At 74.8% G+C, this 18,243-nt stretch carries 21 protein-coding genes and 1 tRNA gene; 12 read left to right on the forward strand and 10 right to left on the reverse strand.

From position 1 onward, the window contains the following. From A0J59_RS20360 to A0J59_RS20370, 3 genes are all read left to right on the forward strand, one after another. A partial coding sequence (locus A0J59_RS20360; RefSeq protein ID WP_172820083.1) for a 6-phosphogluconolactonase occupies positions 1 to 303 on the forward strand: 303 nt, incomplete at its 5' end. A 187-nt stretch (positions 304 to 490) separates the two neighbouring features. Then, positions 491 to 826 carry a DUF3039 domain-containing protein gene (locus tag A0J59_RS20365; RefSeq protein ID WP_047233238.1) on the forward strand — a complete coding sequence of 112 codons (336 nt, stop codon included), beginning with the start codon at positions 491 to 493 and terminating at the stop codon, positions 824 to 826. Then, a complete protein-coding gene (locus A0J59_RS20370; protein WP_047233237.1) occupies positions 823 to 2,676 on the forward strand; it encodes a DEAD/DEAH box helicase in 1,854 nt (617 codons plus the stop codon). Before A0J59_RS20365 ends, A0J59_RS20370 begins: the two co-directional genes overlap by 4 nt. A 61-nt stretch (positions 2,677 to 2,737) precedes the next feature. On the opposite strand, the gene A0J59_RS20375 is transcribed toward A0J59_RS20370, so the two are convergent. The 3 genes from A0J59_RS20375 to A0J59_RS20385 all read right to left on the reverse strand — a co-directional run bounded on the left by A0J59_RS20375 (position 2,738) and on the right by A0J59_RS20385 (position 5,166). Next, positions 2,738 to 3,355, reverse strand: coding sequence for a hypothetical protein (locus A0J59_RS20375; protein ID WP_053371071.1), 618 nt, complete (start codon positions 3,353 to 3,355; stop codon positions 2,738 to 2,740). Further along, the gene (locus A0J59_RS20380; RefSeq protein WP_064317286.1) at positions 3,355 to 3,687 is read right to left on the reverse strand and encodes a hypothetical protein; all 333 of its coding nucleotides are present in this window, start codon (positions 3,685 to 3,687) and stop codon (positions 3,355 to 3,357) included. Before A0J59_RS20380 ends, A0J59_RS20375 begins: the two co-directional genes overlap by 1 nt. Before the next feature lie 195 nt (positions 3,688 to 3,882). Continuing rightward, a complete protein-coding gene (locus tag A0J59_RS20385) occupies positions 3,883 to 5,166 on the reverse strand; it encodes a nicotinate phosphoribosyltransferase (protein ID WP_047233256.1) in 1,284 nt (427 codons plus the stop codon). Positions 5,167 to 5,414: 248 nt separating this feature from the next. On the opposite strand from A0J59_RS20385, the gene clpS reads away from it, so the two are divergent. From clpS to rdgB, 6 genes are all read left to right on the forward strand, one after another. Continuing rightward, positions 5,415 to 5,702 (forward strand): ATP-dependent Clp protease adapter ClpS, encoded by a 288-nt coding sequence (clpS, locus tag A0J59_RS20390; protein WP_047233255.1) that lies wholly within the window; start codon positions 5,415 to 5,417, stop codon positions 5,700 to 5,702. Beyond that, positions 5,699 to 6,367 carry a DUF2017 family protein gene (locus A0J59_RS20395; protein ID WP_064317287.1) on the forward strand — a complete coding sequence of 223 codons (669 nt, stop codon included), beginning with the start codon at positions 5,699 to 5,701 and terminating at the stop codon, positions 6,365 to 6,367. The genes clpS and A0J59_RS20395 overlap by 4 nt, the downstream gene beginning before the upstream one ends. A gap of 111 nt (positions 6,368 to 6,478) precedes the next feature. Continuing rightward, positions 6,479 to 7,282, forward strand: coding sequence for a glutamate racemase (gene murI / locus A0J59_RS20400; protein WP_047233233.1), 804 nt, complete (start codon positions 6,479 to 6,481; stop codon positions 7,280 to 7,282). Further along, on the forward strand, positions 7,282 to 8,112 hold the full coding sequence (locus A0J59_RS20405) for an MBL fold metallo-hydrolase (protein ID WP_064317288.1): 831 nt from the start codon (positions 7,282 to 7,284) through the stop codon (positions 8,110 to 8,112). Before murI ends, A0J59_RS20405 begins: the two co-directional genes overlap by 1 nt. 90 nt (positions 8,113 to 8,202) lie before the next feature. Then, the gene (gene rph, locus A0J59_RS20410; RefSeq protein ID WP_047233231.1) at positions 8,203 to 8,961 is read left to right on the forward strand and encodes a ribonuclease PH; all 759 of its coding nucleotides are present in this window, start codon (positions 8,203 to 8,205) and stop codon (positions 8,959 to 8,961) included. Further along, positions 8,958 to 9,650 carry an RdgB/HAM1 family non-canonical purine NTP pyrophosphatase gene (gene rdgB, locus A0J59_RS20415; protein WP_064317289.1) on the forward strand — a complete coding sequence of 231 codons (693 nt, stop codon included), beginning with the start codon at positions 8,958 to 8,960 and terminating at the stop codon, positions 9,648 to 9,650. Before rph ends, rdgB begins: the two co-directional genes overlap by 4 nt. Here rdgB and A0J59_RS20420 read toward each other — a convergent pair. Next, positions 9,639 to 10,088, reverse strand: a complete 450-nt coding sequence (locus tag A0J59_RS20420; RefSeq protein ID WP_064317290.1) for a DUF3054 domain-containing protein — start codon at positions 10,086 to 10,088, stop codon at positions 9,639 to 9,641. The two genes, rdgB and A0J59_RS20420, sit on opposite strands and share 12 nt — an antisense overlap. Before the next feature lie 111 nt (positions 10,089 to 10,199). Here A0J59_RS20420 and A0J59_RS20425 point away from each other — a divergent pair, with 111 nt between their 5' ends. Then, positions 10,200 to 11,834, forward strand: coding sequence for an ABC-F family ATP-binding cassette domain-containing protein (locus A0J59_RS20425; RefSeq protein ID WP_064317334.1), 1,635 nt, complete (start codon positions 10,200 to 10,202; stop codon positions 11,832 to 11,834). A gap of 40 nt (positions 11,835 to 11,874) precedes the next feature. Here the strand turns inward: A0J59_RS20425 and A0J59_RS20430 are convergent, their stop codons facing one another. From A0J59_RS20430 to A0J59_RS20450, 5 genes are all read right to left on the reverse strand, one after another. After that, a complete protein-coding gene (locus A0J59_RS20430; protein ID WP_053371067.1) occupies positions 11,875 to 12,417 on the reverse strand; it encodes a flavodoxin domain-containing protein in 543 nt (180 codons plus the stop codon). Positions 12,418 to 12,607: 190 nt separating this feature from the next. After that, on the reverse strand, positions 12,608 to 13,270 hold the full coding sequence (locus A0J59_RS20435) for a Pr6Pr family membrane protein (RefSeq protein WP_064317291.1): 663 nt from the start codon (positions 13,268 to 13,270) through the stop codon (positions 12,608 to 12,610). After that, positions 13,267 to 13,836 carry an NUDIX hydrolase family protein gene (locus A0J59_RS20440; protein WP_047233227.1) on the reverse strand — a complete coding sequence of 190 codons (570 nt, stop codon included), beginning with the start codon at positions 13,834 to 13,836 and terminating at the stop codon, positions 13,267 to 13,269. Before A0J59_RS20440 ends, A0J59_RS20435 begins: the two co-directional genes overlap by 4 nt. A 41-nt stretch (positions 13,837 to 13,877) precedes the next feature. Further along, positions 13,878 to 15,494, reverse strand: a complete 1,617-nt coding sequence (locus tag A0J59_RS20445) for an aminotransferase class V-fold PLP-dependent enzyme (RefSeq protein WP_082919224.1) — start codon at positions 15,492 to 15,494, stop codon at positions 13,878 to 13,880. After that, positions 15,460 to 16,911, reverse strand: a complete 1,452-nt coding sequence (locus tag A0J59_RS20450) for an MFS transporter (RefSeq protein ID WP_064317292.1) — start codon at positions 16,909 to 16,911, stop codon at positions 15,460 to 15,462. The genes A0J59_RS20445 and A0J59_RS20450 overlap by 35 nt, the downstream gene beginning before the upstream one ends. Positions 16,912 to 17,042: 131 nt before the next feature. Here A0J59_RS20450 and trxA point away from each other — a divergent pair, with 131 nt between their 5' ends. Continuing rightward, positions 17,043 to 17,426, forward strand: a complete 384-nt coding sequence (gene trxA / locus A0J59_RS20455; RefSeq protein ID WP_047233225.1) for a thioredoxin — start codon at positions 17,043 to 17,045, stop codon at positions 17,424 to 17,426. Positions 17,427 to 17,702: 276 nt separating this feature from the next. Next, positions 17,703 to 18,080, forward strand: a complete 378-nt coding sequence (locus A0J59_RS20460; RefSeq protein WP_053371064.1) for a VOC family protein — start codon at positions 17,703 to 17,705, stop codon at positions 18,078 to 18,080. A gap of 16 nt (positions 18,081 to 18,096) precedes the next feature. On the opposite strand, the gene A0J59_RS20465 is transcribed toward A0J59_RS20460, so the two are convergent. Beyond that, a tRNA-Leu gene (locus A0J59_RS20465) sits at positions 18,097 to 18,178 on the reverse strand. Positions 18,179 to 18,243: the final 65 nt, after the last annotated feature.

Consider the following 18,243-nt stretch of genomic DNA (forward strand, 5'->3'; position numbering starts at 1 on the left):
CGTGAGGACAACGCGCGGTTCTTCGGTGACGACGTGGACCAGGTGCCGCGGCACTGCCTGACGCAGGGGCTGGCCACGATCATGTCGGCGCGGCACCTGGTGCTGCTGGCCACGGGCAAGGGCAAGGCGGAGGCGGTGCACCAGCTCGTGGAGGGTCCGATCTCGGCGTTGTGGCCCGCGACGATCATGCAGATGCACCCGCACGCCACGGTGCTGGTCGACGACGCGGCGGCCTCGCGCCTCCAGCTCGGGGACTACTACCGCCAGACGTACGCGTCCAAGCCCGACTGGCAGGGCCTGTAGCCGATCTGTCGATGAACTCTCGCGGGCCGTCGCCCGCGAGGCACAGCCGCCCGCCGGCGCGGCGGTCCACGCCCCTGGACCGCCGCGCCGGCGGGCTCTTCTCGTCGCCCGGGCGGGGCGGTTCGCGGCACTCGCGGAACGACGCCGCGCCGCACGGGTGTCGGCGCACCGACGTAGACTTCCCTCCATGATCGAACTCCGTGCGAGCACGCCCCCCGGGGGTCCCCAGGACCCGTTCCGGAACCCCGCGACCGAGCCGACGACCGGCACGTCGACCGGGGTGCTCGAGCGCGAGGAGACGCGCGAGCAGACCGAGCCGGGCGACCACGAGCGCTTCGCGCACTACGTGCGCAAGGAGAAGATCATGGAGTCCGCGCTCTCCGGCAAGCCGGTGATCGCGCTCTGCGGCAAGGTGTGGGTGCCCGGACGTGACCCGAACAAGTTCCCCGTGTGCCCCACGTGCAAGGAGATCTACGAGGGTCTGCGGGACCCGCAGGACGGCGAGGGTGACTCCGGCAAGTGAGCGGGGAGCACCACACGACGTCCACCGGTCACTCCGTCCCCGACACCCGTAGCAGGACCACCCCGCCTGCGCCGCAGAGCCCGTCGTCGGCGGCGGCCTCCCACCTCTCGCCCGCGTTCCCGCGACGTGCCCCGTGGGGCTCGGCGTCGAAGCTGCGCGCGTGGCAGGCGGAGGCTCTCGAGCTCTACCGCACGCGCGCGCCGCGCGACTTCCTCGCCGTCGCGACCCCCGGCGCGGGCAAGACGACGTTCGCGCTGCGCGTCGCGACCGAGCTCCTGGAGCAGGGCGTGGTGCGGCGGGTGACGGTCGTCGCGCCGACCGAGCACCTCAAGCACCAGTGGGCCGACGCCGCCGCGCGCGTCGGCATCCGCATCGACCCCAACTTCCGCAACAGCCAGGGTCGGCACGGCGCCCACTACGACGGTGTCGCGCTGACCTACGCGCAGATCGCCGCGAAGCCTGCTCTGCACGCGGCACGGACGACCGCCGACCGCACGCTCGTCATCCTCGACGAGGTGCACCACGGCGGCGACGCGCTGTCGTGGGGCGACGCCGTGCGCGAGGCGTTCGAGGACGCGACGCGCCGCCTCGCGCTCACCGGCACGCCGTTCCGCTCCGACACCGCCGCGATCCCGTTCGTCGAGTACGAGCGCGGGCCTGACGGCATCCGCCGCTCGCGCGCGGACTACACGTACGGCTACGGCGACGCGCTCCGCGACCACGTCGTCCGGCCGGTGCTGTTCCTGTCGTACTCGGGGAACATGCGCTGGCGCACCAAGGCCGGCGACGAGGTGAGCGCGCGTCTCGGCGAGGCGCTCACCAAGGACATGACGGGCCAGGCGTGGCGCACCGCCCTCGACCCGAACGGGGAGTGGATCCCGTCGGTCCTCGCGGCCGCCGACAAGCGGCTCACCGAGGTACGACGGGCGATCCCCGACGCCGGGGGACTGGTCATCGCGACCGACCAGACCGACGCCCGCGCCTACGCGGGCCACCTCGCCCGCATCACGGGGAAGTCACCGACGGTCGTCCTCTCCGACGACGACGGGGCGAGCAGCCGCATCGAGGAGTTCTCCGACGGCGACGGCCGCTGGATGGTCGCCGTGCGCATGGTGTCGGAGGGCGTGGACGTCCCGCGCCTCGCCGTCGGCGTGTACGCAACCTCGACGGCGACCCCGCTGTTCTTCGCGCAGGCGGTCGGACGGTTCGTGCGGGCGCGCAAGCGCGGCGAGACCGCGTCGGTGTTCCTGCCGAGCGTCCCGCACCTTCTGGAGCTCGCGAACGGGCTCGAGATCGAGCGCGACCACGCGCTCGACCGCCCGCTCACCGCAGAGGAGCAGGGCGAGGGCTTCAACCCCGAGGACGCGCTGCTGGCGGAGGCGAACCGGGAGGACAAGGCGTCGGGCGAGCTCGTCCAGGGCTCGTTCGAGGCGCTCGAGGCGCAGGCCTCGTTCGACCGCGTGCTGTTCGACGGCGGCGAGTTCGGCACGGGCGCGGACGTCGGGTCGGACGAGGAGCTCGACTTCCTCGGTCTCCCCGGCCTCCTCGACGCGGACCAGGTCACCACGCTGCTGCGCCAGCGTCAGGCCGACCAGCTCAGCGCCCGCTCGAAGACCACGCAGTCGGCGGAGCGCGAGCGCTCCGAGATGGACCACCGTCGGGCGGCCGAGCTCCGCAAGGAGCTCCAGCAGCTCGTGTCCGCGTGGTCGCGCCGCAGCGGGCAGCCGCACGGCTCGGTGCACACCGAGCTGCGCCGCCGCTGCGGCGGACCCGAGGTGCCGCTCGCGACCGTCGAGCAGCTCGACGCCCGCGTCGCGACCGTCCGCGGCTGGTTCGTCGGCAAGCGATGAGGCCGCTCGTGGACGCGGCACCCTGCCGGGGAGTCGCGGCCGGCAGCGGTCGGCGCCGCGATCACAGCCCGACGAGTCCGGGTTGCGGGCACGCGGCGTTGATCCGCACCTGCTCGGCCTCGGCGCGTTCGACGGGCAGCGTGCCGAGGGCTTCGACGAACGCCTCGTAGGCGCTCCACGCCATTCCTTGCGACTCGACGAAGTCGGACTCGCTGACGGGTTCGGGGATCGAGTAGCCCTGGGCGAGCAGGCACTCCCTCGTGTCGAGCTGGCGCTCGTAGAGGCCGTGGAGCTGGCTCGTGGTCAACGGGGCGCGGTACGCGGCTCCGAGGATGGATCGGGTGCACTCGTCGAGCGCGTCGTCGAGTGCCGTGGCGAGGGCCGGGTCGACCGCGTAGAAGCCGCCGAGCTCGTCCGTCTGGAACTCGACGCCCCGGTCCGTGAGGCAGCGGGACTGTCGAGCGACCAGGCGGGCGTCCTCGGCGAGCTGTTCGTCCATCCATGCCGGGCGCTCGTAAGCCGTCGTGCGCGTCGGCTCGACGGGGCCCGGGCCGGCAGCGCACGCCGCGACGGAGAGGAGCAGAGCGCACGCCCCGATCGTCGCGGGCAGGCGGTTCCCGAACCGCCGGGCTGCCCGGGATCCGAGGATCCCGGGCAGCCGTCGTGGCGGACGGTGCATCAGTAGATGCAGCCCTTGGCGATGGACAGGGTCGATCCGCCACCCCACACGAGCCACTCGCCCGAGCGGATGCCGTAGGCGTTGTAGCGGTAGGTCTTCGTGGTGGAGGTCCCCCAGTTGTAGCTGCCCGACGGGGAACCGATCCGGCTCCGCCCCGGGGCCCAGATGCTCACGCTGTACTTCGAGGTCCCGGCGACCCATGAACCGCCCGACGCTGCCGAGCAGCTCGTGTCGGGGTACGCGTTCACGTTGGCGGACGCGGTGCTCGCGCCGGAAAGGAGCGACGCCGCCACCACGAGGGCGACGACGGCTGCCTTGAGGGACGTCTTCATGCTCAACCCCTACCTCCGACTCGTCCGGCACCTCCATTAGTGCGCGTCCTTAACGAATCGGCCAGCGACGATGCTAGCGAAGCCTGAGGGCGACCGGAAGGGGTTGAGCCGAGCCCACCTCACGGGGCCTCGCCGTCAGCCGCCGCGTCGCGGTACGTCGTCGCGTCACCCCGTCGGCCGGCCGAGCACCGCAGGTCAGGGGAGCGTGTGCACGACCGTCGGGATGGCGGGGTCGCCGGCGGAGAGTCGGCGGGCGCCGCGGGGCAGCTCCGCGCGGGCCTCGCGGTGGCGGTGCGCGGCGTTCTGGACGCCGTAGGACCCGACCCAGCGCGAGTCGACCGCGCCGTCGACGACGAGCGGCACCTGCAGGGGCCGCAGGTCGCCGTCGTCGGGCTCCCACTCCTGGACGGGGAGGTCGGCGCCGGTGACGACGACCTCCTCGACCGCGCGCCCGTCGACGTCGTACCGGCGTGCCGCGACCTTGCGCCCGCCGGTGCTGGTCTTGGCCGTGGACGCCTTGGCGACGGGCTGGAGCACGCCGGTGGAGTCGGCGCGGGCGACGAGCTTGTAGACCATGCCGCACGTCGGCGCGCCGGAGCCGGTCACGAGCGACGTGCCGACGCCGTAGGAGTCGACCGGGGCGGCGGCGAGCGACGCGATGGCGTACTCGTCGAGGTCGGACGTCACGGTGATCTTCGTGTCGTGCGCGCCGAGGGAGTCGAGCTGGCGGCGCACCTCGACGGCGAGGACGCCGAGGTCGCCCGAGTCGAGGCGGACCGCGCCGAGCCGTCCACCGGCGGCGCGCACCGCGTTCTGGACGCCCTTGCGCACGTCGTAGGTGTCGACGAGGAGCGTGGTCCCGGGCCCGAGCGAGGCGACCTGCGACGCGAAGGCCGACTCCTCGTCGTCGTGCAGGAGCGTGAAGGCGTGCGCGGCGGTGCCAATGGTCGCGAGCCCGTACCGGCGTCCCGCCTCGAGGTTCGACGTCCCGGCGAACCCGCCGACCACGGCGGCGCGTGCTGCGGCGACGGCGGCCTGCTCGTGCGCACGCCGCGCACCCATCTCGAGGCACGGGCGCTCGACGGCGGCGCTCGTCATGCGCGAGGCGGCGGACGCGACGGCGGAGTCGTAGTTGAGGATCGACAGCACGAGGGTCTCGAGCAGGACCGCCTCGGCGAAGGTGCCCTCGACGGTCATGACGGGCGACTGCGGGAAGAAGACCTCGCCCTCGGCGTACCCGGAGATCGTGCCCGTGAAGCGGTAGCCGGCGAGGAACTCGAGGGTGCGGTCGTCGACGACGGACTGGGCGTGCAGCCAGTCGAGCTCCTCGGCCCCGAAGCGGAACGACGAGAGCGCCTCGAGGACGCGGCCGGTCCCGGCGAGCACCCCGTACCGGCGCCCGGAGGGCAGACGGCGCGTGAAGACCTCGAACAGGCAGTGCCGGTCGGCGGTGCCGTCCGCGAGCGCGGCCTGGAGCATCGTCAGCTCGTACCGGTCGGTGAGGAGCGCGGTCGAGGCGGTCGGCTGGTAGGGCGGCCGCTGCGTGCCGACCTGCGGCGAGGCAGCGCTGTCGGTGGGGGAGAGGGCGACGCTGCCCGGGTCGGCGAGGCTCATGCGGAATACGGTAGGGCAGCCGTCGGCGACGTGGGCGTCGACAGGCCCACGAATACAGTGGTGGCGTGAGCCCCCAGCCGATCTTCACCCGCGCCGTCGGCGCGCGGGCGTCCGTGACCGTGCCCGAGGAGGCGACCCGGGTCGACGAGACCGTCCTCCCCGACAGCCCGTGGGTGACGCTCGTGTGGAACGACCCGGTCAACCTCATGAGCTACGTCGCGTACGTGTTCGAGTCCTACTTCGGGTACGCCGCGGAGCGCGCCCACGAGCTCATGCTGCAGGTGCACCAGGAAGGTCGCGCCGTCGTGTCGACGGGCGACCGGGAGCGCATGGAGGTGGACGTGCAGGCGATGCACTCGTTCGGGCTGTGGGCGACGCTCCAGAAGGACGGCGAGCAGTGAGGCCGTTCCGCGCCGAGGCGCACGGGTACGTCGCGGAGCTCGAACCGTCGGAGCGGATCGTGCTGGCCCAGCTCGCGGGCGACGTCGCGCAGATGCTCCAGGAGGGCGTGCCGGGGCGGGCACCGGGGGAGCCCGGGCCGTCCGGGCCCGACGACGCGTGGTCACCGCCCGGCTGGACGGGCCCGGTGCCCGGCGGGCACGTCTCGGACGCGACGCCGCCGCCGGACCCGGCGGTGCGGCGTCTGCTCCCGGACGCGTCGGACGACGTCGAGGTGGCGGCCGAGTTCCGGCGGTTCACGCAGGACGACCTGGCCGCGCGCAAGGTCGCGCGGCTGGTGCGGCTGGCGCGCCTGCTCGTGGACGCGGAGCCCGCCGAGGCAGCCCCGTTCGCCGTCGCCCGCGACGAGGCCGAGGACGTCGCGGGGGCGCTGACGGATGTGCGCCTCGTGCTCGCCGAGCGCCTCGGGCTGCGGACCGACGAGCAGGTCGAGGGGCTGTACGACGAGCTGGACCGCGAGGGCGACGACGGCCCGGACGACGGCGAGGTGGGCGGCGCGCCACGCCGCTTCCTCGTGAGCGTGTTCCTGCTGACGGGCCTGCTCCAGGAGTCGCTCGTGGACGGCATGCTCGCCGACCTCAGGACGGGGCGCGGCGGAGGGTCCTGAGCCTCGGCCCCGAGGGGCGGGCCGAGGGGCAGCCATCCTGTGGGCGCTGCCACAGGCGGGACCCGCGGTTCGGTACGCCCCGCGCGCGGGCGCGCCAGTAGGCTCGGGCGGGTGAACGACGCTCCCATCGGGATCTTCGACTCGGGCGTGGGCGGCCTGACCGTCGCCCGTTCGATCCTCGACCAGCTTCCGAACGAGTCCCTGCTCTACCTCGGGGACACGGCGAACAGCCCGTACGGTCCCAAGCCGCTCGCCGCCGTGCGCGCGATGGCGCTCGCGGTGATGGACCAGCTCGTCGACGACGGCGTGAAGATGCTCGTCATCGCGTGCAACTCGGCGACGGCGGTCGCGCTCCCGGACGCGCGCGAGCGGTACACGGTGCGCCGCGGCATCCCGGTCGTCGAGGTGATCCTGCCGGCCGCGCGCCGCGCGGTGCTCGCGACGCGATCCGGGCGCATCGGCGTGATCGGGACCAAGGCGACGGTGGACTCGCGCGCCTACGAGGACGCGTTCGCGGTCGCCCCGGGCATCGAGGTGACGTCGCAGGCGTGCCCGGCGTTCGTGCCGCTCATCGAGCAGGGCATCACCTCCGGCCCCGAGGTCCTGCGCGTGGCGCACGAGTACCTCGACCCGGTCAAGGCGGCGGGCGTCGACACGCTCGTGCTCGGGTGCACGCACTACCCGCTCCTGACGGGCGCGATCTCCTACGTCATGGGCGAGGAGGTCACGCTCGTGTCGAGCGCGGAGGAGACCGCCAAGGACGTCTACCGCACGCTCGTCGCGCACGACCTCGAGCGCTCGCGCGACGCGGGGACGCCGCAGCACCGCTTCCTCGCGACGGGGAGCGCGGAGCCGTTCGAGCACCTGGCGCGCCGCTTCCTCGGCCCCGAGGTGCTCAGCGTGGAGGCCGCCTGATGCGCCTCGTCACGGTCGGGTGCTCGGGGTCGTTCGCCGGGCCGGAGTCGCCCGCGTCGTCGTACCTCGTGCAGGTCCCGGCCGCCGAGGCCGCCGCCGCGGGGTTCGAGGCGCGCGACTGGAACGTCGTGCTCGACCTCGGCAACGGGGCGCTGGGCGCGCTCCAGCGGTTCGTGGACCCGCTCGACCTCGACGCCGTCGCGCTGTCGCACCTGCACCCCGACCACTTCGTCGACGTCTGCGGGCTGTACGTCTACCTGCGCTACCACCCCGAGCGCGGCTCGACCCGGACCGGGGTGCCGAGCCGGCTGACGGTGCTCGGTCCGGCGGGGACGGCCGGGCGCATCGAGGCGGCGTACGGGGCCGAGCCGGGCGACGGGATGAGCGAGGAGCTCGACGTGCGGGTCTGGGACCCGGACGCGCCCGTGCAGGTGGGACCGCTCACGCTGGAGCCGTACCGGGTGTTCCACCCCGTCGAGGCGTACGGCGTGCGCGTGACGGGGCCGTCGTCGCTGCGGCCGGGCGAGCGGGCCGTGCTCGCCTACACGGGCGACACCGACGCGTGCGACGGCGTCGTCGAGCTCGCGCGGGACGCCGACCTGCTGCTCTCCGAGGCTGCGTTCCACGAGGGCCGCGACGACGGCGTCGAGCGCGGCATCCACCTCACGGGACGCCGGGCGGGCGAGGTCGCGACGGCGGCCGGCGTGCGCCGGCTGGTGCTGACGCACCTCCCCGCGTGGAACGACCCCGAGCGCTCGCGCGCTGAGGCCCGCGAGACGTACGCGGGCCCGGTCGACGTCGCCACCACGGGCGCCGTCTTCGACCTCTGACCGTGAGTGTAGGAAAGAGCCGCGCCCCAGGCCGATCGGCGGGCGATCTCCTGCACTGAGCGGGTGGCGGCTGGTCGGTAAGGTGGCCGCATGACCACCCCTGCCTCTTCCGCGGTCGTGCGCGCCGACGGCCGCACGCCCGACCAGCTCCGCCCCGTGACCATCACCCGCCACTGGCTCGACCAGGCCGAGGGGAGCGTGCTCGTCGAGTTCGGCCGCACGCGCGTGCTGTGCGCGGCGTCGTTCACGGAAGGCGTGCCGCGCTGGCGCAAGGGGTCGGGCGAAGGCTGGGTCACCGCCGAGTACGCGATGCTGCCGCGCGCGACCAACGAGCGCAGCCAGCGCGAGTCGGTCAAGGGCAAGATCGGCGGTCGCACGCACGAGATCTCGCGCCTCATCGGGCGGTCCCTGCGCGCGATCATCGACGTCTCGGCGCTCGGCGAGAACACGATCGTGCTCGACTGCGACGTCCTCCAGGCCGACGGCGGCACGCGCACCGCCGCCATCACGGGAGCCTACGTGGCGCTCGCGGACGCGGTCGCGTGGGGCCAGCGGCACGGCCACGTCAAGGGTGGCAAGCCCGTGCTGACCGACTCCGTCGCCGCCGTGAGCGTCGGGATCATCGACGGCACGCCCATGCTCGACCTCCCCTACGTCGAGGACGTCCGCGCCGAGACGGACATGAACGTCGTCGTCACGGGCTCTGGCACGTTCGTGGAGGTGCAGGGCACGGCCGAGCACGCCCCGTTCGACCGCGCCGAGCTCGACGCGCTGCTCGACCTCGCGGTCGCGGGCACCGCCGACCTCACCGCGATCCAGCGCGCGGCGCTCGCGGCGGACGCGCGGTGAGCGGCGCGCCCGAGGCGGCGGGCGTCGTCGTGCCCGACGGCGCGCGCCTGGTCCTCGCGACGCACAACCCGGGCAAGATCGCCGAGCTGCGCGCCATCCTGGCCGCAGAGCTCGACGCGCACCCGGGACTCGAGCTCGCGCCCGAGGCGATCGTCGGGGCCGGCGACGTCGGCGCGCCCGAGCCCGTCGAGGACGGGGTGACGTTCGCCGAGAACGCGCTCATCAAGGCGCGGGCGCTCGTCGCGGCGACGGGCCTGCCGGCGGTCGCCGACGACTCGGGGCTCGCCGTCGACGTGCTCGGCGGCGCCCCCGGGATCTTCTCGGCGCGCTGGGCCGGGCGGCACGGCGACGACGTCGCGAACCTCGAGCTCCTGCTCGCCCAGCTCGGCGACGTGCGCGCCGAGCACCGCGCAGCGGGCTTCGTGTGCGCGGCGGCGCTCGTCACGCCGGACGGCACCGAGGTGGTGCGGACGGGCGAGATGCGCGGGGCGCTGCTCACCGCACCGCGTGGGGCCAACGGGTTCGGATACGACCCGATCCTGCTGCCGGACGAGCAGCCGGGCGGCGTCGAGGACGGCGTCCGGTCCGCGGCCGAGCTGAGCCCGGCGGAGAAGAACGCGATCAGCCACCGCGGCAAGGCGTTCCGCGCGCTCGCCCCGGACGTCGTCGCCGCCCTGTCAGCGCGGTAGCGGGCCGCCGGCGAGGTCGCGTGCGCGGCGGCGCCGGTCGCCCGGCCGGAGCACGCCGACGAGCGCGACCACGCCGCGCCAGCCCAGCATCGTCACCGCCAGGAACCCGAAGGACACGAGCTGGAACGCCGGGGCGACGCCCTGGCCGGTGAGGACGCGCAGGAGGACGCCGAGCGCCCAGGCGCAGCCCCAGACGACCACTCCCGCCGGCCACAGGGCCCACGGGCGGCGCCACGCGCGCGTGACGAGCCAGCCCAGCGCGGCGCCCGCCGCGAACGGCCAGGCGACGACGAGCAGCCGGGCCATGCCCTCGTCGGCGGAGTGCGTCGCGAGGCCGCCGCTCGCGAGCGCCAGGACGCAGGCGACGTCGGCGAGCGCCGCGAGCAGGACGAGCCCGGGGCGACGCCCGGCCGCTCCGGTGGGCGCGAGGTCGGTCATGCTCACGACCGTACCCCGCCCACGGGGACGGCCGGTCCGGCCGAGTCCGCCGCGCGGGAGGCCGGTCTCGCCACGCAGGGGATCGACCACGCGGAACATAAGGTGGTCCGCGTGCATCTCGCCGCCGACGACCTCGCCTTCGCCTACCCCGGACGTCTCGTCCTCGACGGCGTGAGCCTGCGCGTCGCCGGAGGGACGCGGCTGGGCGTCGTGGGGGAGAACGGCACGGGCAAGTCGACGCTGCTGCACGTGCTCTCGGGCGACCTGACCCCCAGCCGCGGCGAGGTCCGCCGCGCGGGCTCGCTCGCGCTCGTCGAGCAGGAGCTCGCGATCGAGCCCGGCCAGACGGTCGGCACGCTCGTCGCCGCGACGCTCAGCGGGCTGCGCGCGGTCGCCGCGGAGCTCGAGGCGGCGGCGCGGGACTTCGACCACGAGGCCGGGGACCTCGCCGAGCTCACGGAGATCCTCGCGCGGGCCGAGCACCTCGCCGTGTGGGACGCCGACCGCCGCGTCGACGTCGCGCTGTCGCGGCTCGGCGCGTGCCGGGACCGGGACCGCGAGCTCGCGACGCTGTCCGTCGGCGAGCGCTACCGCGTGCGGCTCGCGTGCCGGCTGGCCGAGCGCGCCGACCTGCTCCTCCTCGACGAGCCGACCAACCACCTCGACACCGGCGGGATCGACTTCCTCACCGGCGAGCTCGTCGCGTGGCGCGGCGGCGTGGTCATGGTCACGCACGACCGGCAGCTCCTCGACGACGTCGCGACCGAGATCCTCGACCTCGACCCGGCGATGGACGGGAAGCCGGTGCTCTACGGGCAGCCGGGCTACCTGTCCTACCGGTTCGCCAAGAACCAGGCGCTGCACCGCTGGCGGCAGCGCTTCCGCGCGGAGCAGAAGCGTGCGGAGAAGCTCGCCGCGGTGCTCGACGCGTCGTACGAGGGCCTGTCCGACGAGTGGCGCCCGCCCAAGGGCAGCCAGAAGCACCGCCGCGCCACGCGCGCCCGCATCCACGTCAAGGCCGCCGACCGGCGACTCCAGCAGCTCGAGGCGGAGGCCGTCGAGGTCCCGGTGCCGCCGCTCCAGCTCGTCTTCCCCGAGCTCCCCGCGATGTCGCCCGGCTGGGACCCGGGGGACCCCGTGCTCGAGCTGCGCAGCCCGCGCGTCGGGCCCGACGGCGGCGCGCGCCTCGACCTGCCCGGGACGCGGGTCGCGCTCCCGCCCAGCGGGCGGCTCCTCGTCACCGGCCCGAACGGGAGCGGCAAGTCGACGTTCCTCGCGGCGCTCGCGGGCCTCGTCGTCCTGGACCGGGGCACGCGGTCCGTGGTCGACGGCGCGCGGCTCGGCGTCGTCGCGCAGGAGGGCCCGGCGCTGCCCCCCGAGGCGGAGGACCGCACCGGGTTCGACGAGTACGCGCGCGAGGCCCTCGAGCTCCTCGACGCGAACCGGCTGGACCCGGACCACCTCGTGCCGGTCGCCTTCCTCGGCCTGCTCACCGAGGAGGACCTGGAACGTCCGCTGCGCGAGCTGTCCGCGGGGCAGCGGCGCCGGTTCGACCTCGCCCGGGCGCTCCTGGCCGCGCCGCACGTGCTCATCCTCGACGAGCCGACCAACCATCTCTCGATCGACCTCGTCGACGAGCTCACGCAGGCGCTGCGGGTCACGCCCGCGGCCGTCGTCGTGGCGACGCACGACCGGCGCATGCGCGAGGACCTCGAGGACTGGCCGCGGCTCGAGCTCGCGGGCTGACCGGGGCCGGCGGTCCGCTCCGACCCCGCGAGCCGCTCTCTCAGCGGCCCTCGACCGGGCTGCCCGCCGGGACGAGGAGCCTGCCCAGCGCACGGCCCCACGCCCGCGCGCGGTCGAGCTCGCCGTCGTCGAGCGGGCCCTCGACGTCGCCGACGTAGAACGACGCCGGGGGAGCGACCAGGCGGAAGCCCGCGCGGCGCAGCACCTTGGCCGCCCCGCGGGCGGCGGAGCCGGGCAGCGGCTTGACCTTGGTGACGCGCGTGTCGAACGTCGCGGCGAGGCGCGTCTCCTCCTGGCGCGGGACGGACTCGACCCACTCGCGCAGGCCCGTCGCGCGGTCGGACACGTCGCCGCTCGCGCGCTGCACCGCCTCCGCGCGCGTCGCCGGCCGGGTCATGCCGAACGCGTGGGTGGGGCCGCCGGCGACCACGAGCCCCATGTGCCGGAGCGCGTCGGGGCTCGCCGCCGGGTCGGTCACGTCGACCACCATGACGCGGACCGTCTCGCTCAGCCCCTCGGCGACGGCCTGCGCGACCCGCTCGCTGTTCCCGTACATCGACTCGTAGACCACTGCGGCATCCATGGCGCGCCCCTTCGTCGTCCGCCCGTCCGGACCGGACGGGTCCCCTCCCTCCAGCGTCCGGGCAGGGGGACGCCCGACCCAGGGCCGAGCGGACGGAGGTCGGGGGCCGTTGGTCCTGGGCGTCGCGAGGTCGCCCCTGCCCGGGTCGCGCGGGATCGGGGGCGGAGTCGGAGGCAGCGGGGCGAGCGCGTCAGGGGGCCGGGCGCAGCCGCGCGTCGACGAGGCGCACGAGCCACGCGAGGAGGAGGAAGACGACGGCGACGACCGCGGTGTTGACCAGGGATCGCGCGAGCCCCAAGGCCGCCACGTCGAGGAAGGGGTAGGGGTACCAGCCGACGACGGCGCCTCGGACGAACGTGTACGCGATCCACGCGAGGGGGTAGGCGACCGACCACCACACCGTCGCGGCGTCGACCCGGGGGCGCGGCCCGACGAGGAGCCACGCGGCGACCGCGAGCACGGGCGCGAGCAGGTGCAGGAGCAGGTTCGAGACCTGGCCGGCGGCGCTCAGCTCGGCGAGGCCGCGGAGCACGGTGTTGTAGACGATGCCGGTGACGGCGATGCACAGCAGCGCGTCGAGGTGGGCGACGCGGAACACCGGGCCGTCGCGCTCGGGCCGCACCGCGAGGAGGAGCGAGGCGACCCCGACGAGCAGGTTCGACTGGATCGTGAAGTAGGAGAAGAGACGCACGAGGCGCTCGGCCTGGCTCGGTGCGGTGCCGGGTCCGTCGACGAGCGCGATGACGAGCTCCATGACGACGCCCGTGAGCGCGGCGAGCGCCACGAGCGCGTGGAGCACCCGCGCGACGGCGACCCGGCGTCCGGCCGCCGGGACGCGGGGTGCACCCGTCACGGGAGGCGGCCCACGTATGCCATCGCCTGGCGCAGCAGCACCCCCTGGCCGCCGCGCATCTCGAGCTGCACCTCGTCGCTGCACGCCTGCTCGGGCGTGAGCCACGCGAGCTCGAGCGCGTTCTGCTGCGGGCGGCAGTCGCCCGTCACCGGGACGACGTACGCGAGGGACACCGCGTGCTGGCGGGGGTCGTGGTAGGAGGTGATGCCGGGCGTCGGGAAGTACTCGGCGACCGTGAACGGCTGCGGCGACGCGGGGACCTGGGGGAGCGCGACCGGGCCGAGGTCCTTCTCGATGTGCCGCAGCAGGGCGTCGCGGATGCGCTCGTGGAACATGACGCGGCCCGAGACGAGGGCGCGCGTCATCATGCCCTCGGGCGTCACGCGCAGCAGGAGCCCGACGGCGACGACGTCCCCCGAGTCGTCGACCCGCACCGGGACGGCGTCGACGTAGACGAGCGGGAGCTGCGCGCGTGCCACCGCGATCTCCTCCGGGCTGAGCCAGCCCGCGGGTCGCGGGTTCTCGTGGGAGAAGTCGTCGGGCGTGAAGTCGGCGGTGTCGGTCACGCGACTGTTCTACCCCGTGCGGTGCGACGGGGCGAGTCCGCTCACGGCGCGCCGGGCTCGGAGGGCGGCTCGGCGACCCGCGCGACGATCTCGACGAGGGCGCGCTCTGCGACGGGCGCCGGCAGCACCTCCATGACCGCCATGAGCGGTGCGAGCCGGTCGGGCAGGACGGAGCGGCTCGTGCCGCGGCGCTCCCCGTCGTCCGCGGCGAGCGCCGCGAGCAGCGCCCCCCAGACGGCGTCCGCGGTGGGCTCCGCCCGGGCGTCGCCCGGCGCCGCGGTGAAGGCCCCGGCGAGGGCGCCGAGGACGGCGCTCACGTCCGGGCGTGGCTCGCCGCGCACGACGTCGGCGCCCTGGACGAGCGCCGCCACGAGGTCGTCGAGGCCGGCCTCCGTCACCGGGGTGACCGTGAGGTGGGTCGTGTGCGGCAGGTGAGTGCCGTCGTCCTGCGCGAGCCCCGGCTGCGGCTGGAGGACCCACCCGAGTAACCGGACGGCGTCGGCCCAGTGGTGCGGGTCGACCTGCCGCGCGGCCGGGACGGACTCGTCGCAGGCCACCGCGACCAGGGGACCGGTCGGGTGGCCGACGACGCGCAGCCCGTCGATCCCGTCGATCGCCTCGCGCAGGGCCCGGGTCGCCCGCACGCAGCGCGCGGTGAGGGCCGTGTACCCGGCCGTGCCGAGGGCCTGGCTCACCGCCCACGCCGCCGCGAGCGGGGCCCCCGAGCGCGAGCCCGACGTCGTCGGGTTGACCACCGGATAGCCGGGCCAGCCCGTGGTCGCGAAGAACTGGCGGCGCTGGCGGTCGCGGCCGCGGACGAGCAGGACCGACGTGCCCTTGGGCGCGTAGCCGTACTTGTGCACGTCGGCGGAGATGCTCGTCACGCCGGGCACCGAGAAGTCGAAGGCCGGCACCGGCTCGCCGCCCGCGCCCTCCCAGAACGGCAGGACCCACCCGCCGACGCACGCGTCCACGTGCACCGGCACGCCGCGCGCGGAGGCGGCGGCGGCGACGTCGGCGACCGGGTCGACGACGCCGTGCGGGTACGACGGTGCGGACACGACGACCAGCGCGACCTCCGGGCCGTCGAGCTCCGCGACGAGGTCGGCGGCCGCGAGGGTCCCGGTCGCGGGGTCGACCGGCACGAGCGTGAGGTCGACGTCGAGGTACTGCGCGGCCTTGCGGAACGCCGCGTGCACGCTCACCGGCGCGACGACGCGGGGGCGTACGCCGGGCCGGGCCGCGCGCGCGGCGTCGCGGGCGATCTTCACCGCGAGCAGGCAGCTCTCGGTGCCACCGGAGGTCACCGAGCCCACGACCGCGTCCGGCCCCGCGACGGGTCCGCGGAGCATGCCCCGGGCGAACGCGACGAGCTCGGACTCCATGACGGCGACCGACGTGAAGGTCGTCGGGTCCAGGCCGTTGACGGGCTGGACCGCGCGCGCGGCGGCGGCGGCGAGCTCGTCGAGCTCGGCGAGGCCCGGGTCGTAGACGTAGGACAGGACGCGGCCCCCGTGCGTGGGGGCGTCGGCGGCGCGGAGCGCGGCGAGCCGGTCGAGGATCCCGTCCGTGCGCAGGGGGACCTCGCCCGTCGGCGCCCCGCCGGGGCGCTCCGAGGACGGGTCAGTCGCGGGCTCGGTCGGTGGGGGCGTGGTCACGCGGCAGCTCCGGTGCTGTGTCGTCGATGTCCCCCTTGCGCAGACCGTACCGTACGAGCGGTACGAGGCTCGCCAGCACGAGGACCGCGGGAACGACCGAGAACGCCAGGGCGATGCCGTCGACGGCGGCGTCCGGCTGCGCGACGGTCTCGCCGGCGCGCGTCGACACGTAGCCCGTGACCCCGAGGACGAGCGAGAGCACGGCGGCGCCGAGCGCCATGCCCGTGGTCTCGCCCGCGGTCCAGACGCCGCTGAACGCCCCGCCGCGGCCCTCGCCGTGCGTGCGTGCGTCATGGGCGATGACGTCCGGGAGCATCGCGAGCGGGAGCGCCTGCATGCCCGCGTAGGCGATCCCGGCGAGCGCCGTCGGGACGTACACCCAGGCGCCGGGGGACCACAGGAGCGGGACCATGCCGAGCGCGGCGACGGCGAAGAGCGCCGTGGCGACGACGAACCCGCGCTCCTTCCCGTCGCGGCGCGCGAGCCGCGTCCACAGCGGCATGCAGAGCAGGGCGGGCGCGATGAGTGCGGCGAAGAGGTAGCTCACCGCGGCCTCGTCGTGCAGCACGTACCGCGCGACGTACGCCGCCCCCGCGAGCATGAGGCCGGTGGCGACCGCCTGGAGGAAGAACGCGGCGAGCAGCGTGCGGAACGGCCGCGAGCGGCGCAGCGCGTCGAACGCCTCGCGGACCGCGAGGGTCCACGCGCGCGAGGCGGACGTCGAGGCGGCGGGGGCGAGCGGCGTCGTGCCCGCGACCGGCGCCGAGCCACCCGTGGTGCCCGAGCGGCCGGACCGGGGGGCGACGCGGGTGGCGACGAGCATGCCCGCGCCGATGACCACGCCGGACACGACGCCCATGACGAGGTAGCCCGAGGTCGAGTCGCCGCCCCCGCGCAGCGCGGGCCCGCCGGCGCCGAACAGCAGGATGGCGAAGGCGAGCGCCGCGACGCGCCACGCGAGCAGCCGTGTGCGGCCGTCGTAGGTGGGGTCGAGCTCGGCCGGCAGGGCGATGTAGGGGACCTGGAAGAGGGAGAACGACGTCGCGGCGAGGAGGAACGCGACGAGCACCCAGATCGCCGCGGCGGTCGGCCCAGCCGCGGCGGGGACGGCGAAGGTCAGCGCGAAGAAGACGGGCAGCGTGAGGGCGCCGATCGTCATGAAGCGCCGGCGCGAGCCGGTGCGGGCCAGGTCGCGGTCGGAGCCGTACCCGATGAACGGGTCGATGACGACGTCCCAGACCTTCGCCCCCGTGACGATGAGTCCCGCGACGGCGGCAGGGACCGCGAGCGCGTCGGTCAGGTACACGAGCAGCACGAGGCCGGGCAAGGTGCCGAAGCCCCCGGTGCCGACGGAGCCGGCGGCGTAGCCGGCGATCGTCGCGCGCGAGAGCCGAGGGGAGGCGGTGGCGTTCGTCACAGGGGCAGCGTAGAGGCTGGTCGGGCGCGGGGCGGGGTCGGCGCGTGCCGCGGTCGAGGCGCGAGGGGAATACGTGGGCGAAGATCGTTGCTCTACGAGGCAGACACCCCCACGTCCCAGGAGGATCATCCATGGCCACGCAGACGCTCACCGAGTCCACCTTCGAGCAGACGATCACGGAGAACGACATCGTCCTCGTCGACTTCTGGGCCGACTGGTGCGGACCGTGCAAGATGTTCGCCCCCGTGTTCGAGGCGTCGTCGGAGGAGAACCCGGACGTGGTGCACGGCAAGATCGACACCGAGGCGGAGCGCGGTCTGGCCGCCGCCGCGAACATCACGTCGATCCCGACGCTCATGGCCTTCCGCGAGGGCATCCTCGTCTTCTCCCAGCCGGGCGCGCTCCCCGCTCCCGCGCTCAAGCAGGTCGTGGACGCCGTGAAGGGGCTCGACATGGAGGACGTCCGTCGCCAGATCGCCGCGGCGAACGACGGCACCCCGGCGCAGGACGCCTGACTCGCCTGCGCGCACGCGAACGGCCCGGCACCTCGAGGTGCCGGGCCGTTCGCGTCTCGGTCAGAGGCCGTCGTGCGCGCGCAGGATGCGCCTCGACGGAAGAAGCCGGTGCCCGCACCGGCAGGGGGCAATGGTGCGGGCACCGGCTCTGACCCCAGGCTAGCCGTCCAACTGGACGGGCGTCCAGTTGGCGGCCGGGTGAATCCCCCTCGCAGGGCCTCGGCGGTCTGCGAAGTGGTGCTGTCGCGGTGCGCCTCGGGGTCCTAGGGTGCGGGCATGACGACGAACGGCTCGCCCCTCACCAACCGCGTCGGCCAGGTCTTCGTCCCCGTCCGGGACGTGGCCGCAGCAGTCACGTGGTACCGCGCGCTGCTCGGTCTGCCCGACGAGGGGCGGACGGCGCACGACGGGACGATCCACGACCTCCCGGCACTCGGAGAGGTCGGCCTCGCACTGGACGGCACGGTCGCCGACTTCACGGCCGACGGGCCGCCGCGGTTCTTCTGGTGGGTCGACGACCTCGTCGCCGTGCGAGCGCACCTCGACTCTCTCGGCGTCGAGGTGGTCGGGGACGTGCAGGACATCGGTAGCGTCTCGTTCCTGCAGTTCCGGGACCCCGACGGCAACCTGCTCATGGCCTGCGCCCGGAACTGACGCGACCACGTGACGGTGCGCGAGGCGGGACTCGAACCCGCACGTCCGAGGACACCAGGACCTAAACCTGGCGCGGCTGCCAGTTACGCCACTCGCGCGCGGAGGTCATTCTACGGCGCGAGCGCTGCGTCCCCGGTCGGTCGATGCGTCCGGGGACGCAGCG

This window comes from Cellulosimicrobium sp. I38E, assembly GCF_001647255.1.
GTDB classification, from domain to species: Bacteria; Actinomycetota; Actinomycetes; order Actinomycetales; family Cellulomonadaceae; genus Cellulosimicrobium; species Cellulosimicrobium cellulans_E.

Coding starts and splice junctions, on each gene's coding strand:
- A0J59_RS20430 (WP_053371067.1), bottom strand. CDS start 12,417: ATGGATGCCGCAGTGGTCTACGAGTCGATGTACGGGAACAGCGAGCGG.
- A0J59_RS20375 (WP_053371071.1), bottom strand. CDS start 3,355: ATGCACCGTCCGCCACGACGGCTGCCCGGGATCCTCGGATCCCGGGCA.
- trxA (WP_047233225.1), top strand. CDS start 17,043: ATGGCCACGCAGACGCTCACCGAGTCCACCTTCGAGCAGACGATCACG.
- A0J59_RS20460 (WP_053371064.1), top strand. CDS start 17,703: ATGACGACGAACGGCTCGCCCCTCACCAACCGCGTCGGCCAGGTCTTC.
- A0J59_RS20365 (WP_047233238.1), top strand. CDS start 491: ATGATCGAACTCCGTGCGAGCACGCCCCCCGGGGGTCCCCAGGACCCG.
- A0J59_RS20420 (WP_064317290.1), bottom strand. CDS start 10,088: ATGACCGACCTCGCGCCCACCGGAGCGGCCGGGCGTCGCCCCGGGCTC.
- rph (WP_047233231.1), top strand. CDS start 8,203: ATGACCACCCCTGCCTCTTCCGCGGTCGTGCGCGCCGACGGCCGCACG.
- A0J59_RS20405 (WP_064317288.1), top strand. CDS start 7,282: ATGCGCCTCGTCACGGTCGGGTGCTCGGGGTCGTTCGCCGGGCCGGAG.
- A0J59_RS20385 (WP_047233256.1), bottom strand. CDS start 5,166: ATGCTCCAGGCCGCGCTCGCGGACGGCACCGCCGACCGGCACTGCCTG.
- A0J59_RS20380 (WP_064317286.1), bottom strand. CDS start 3,687: ATGAAGACGTCCCTCAAGGCAGCCGTCGTCGCCCTCGTGGTGGCGGCG.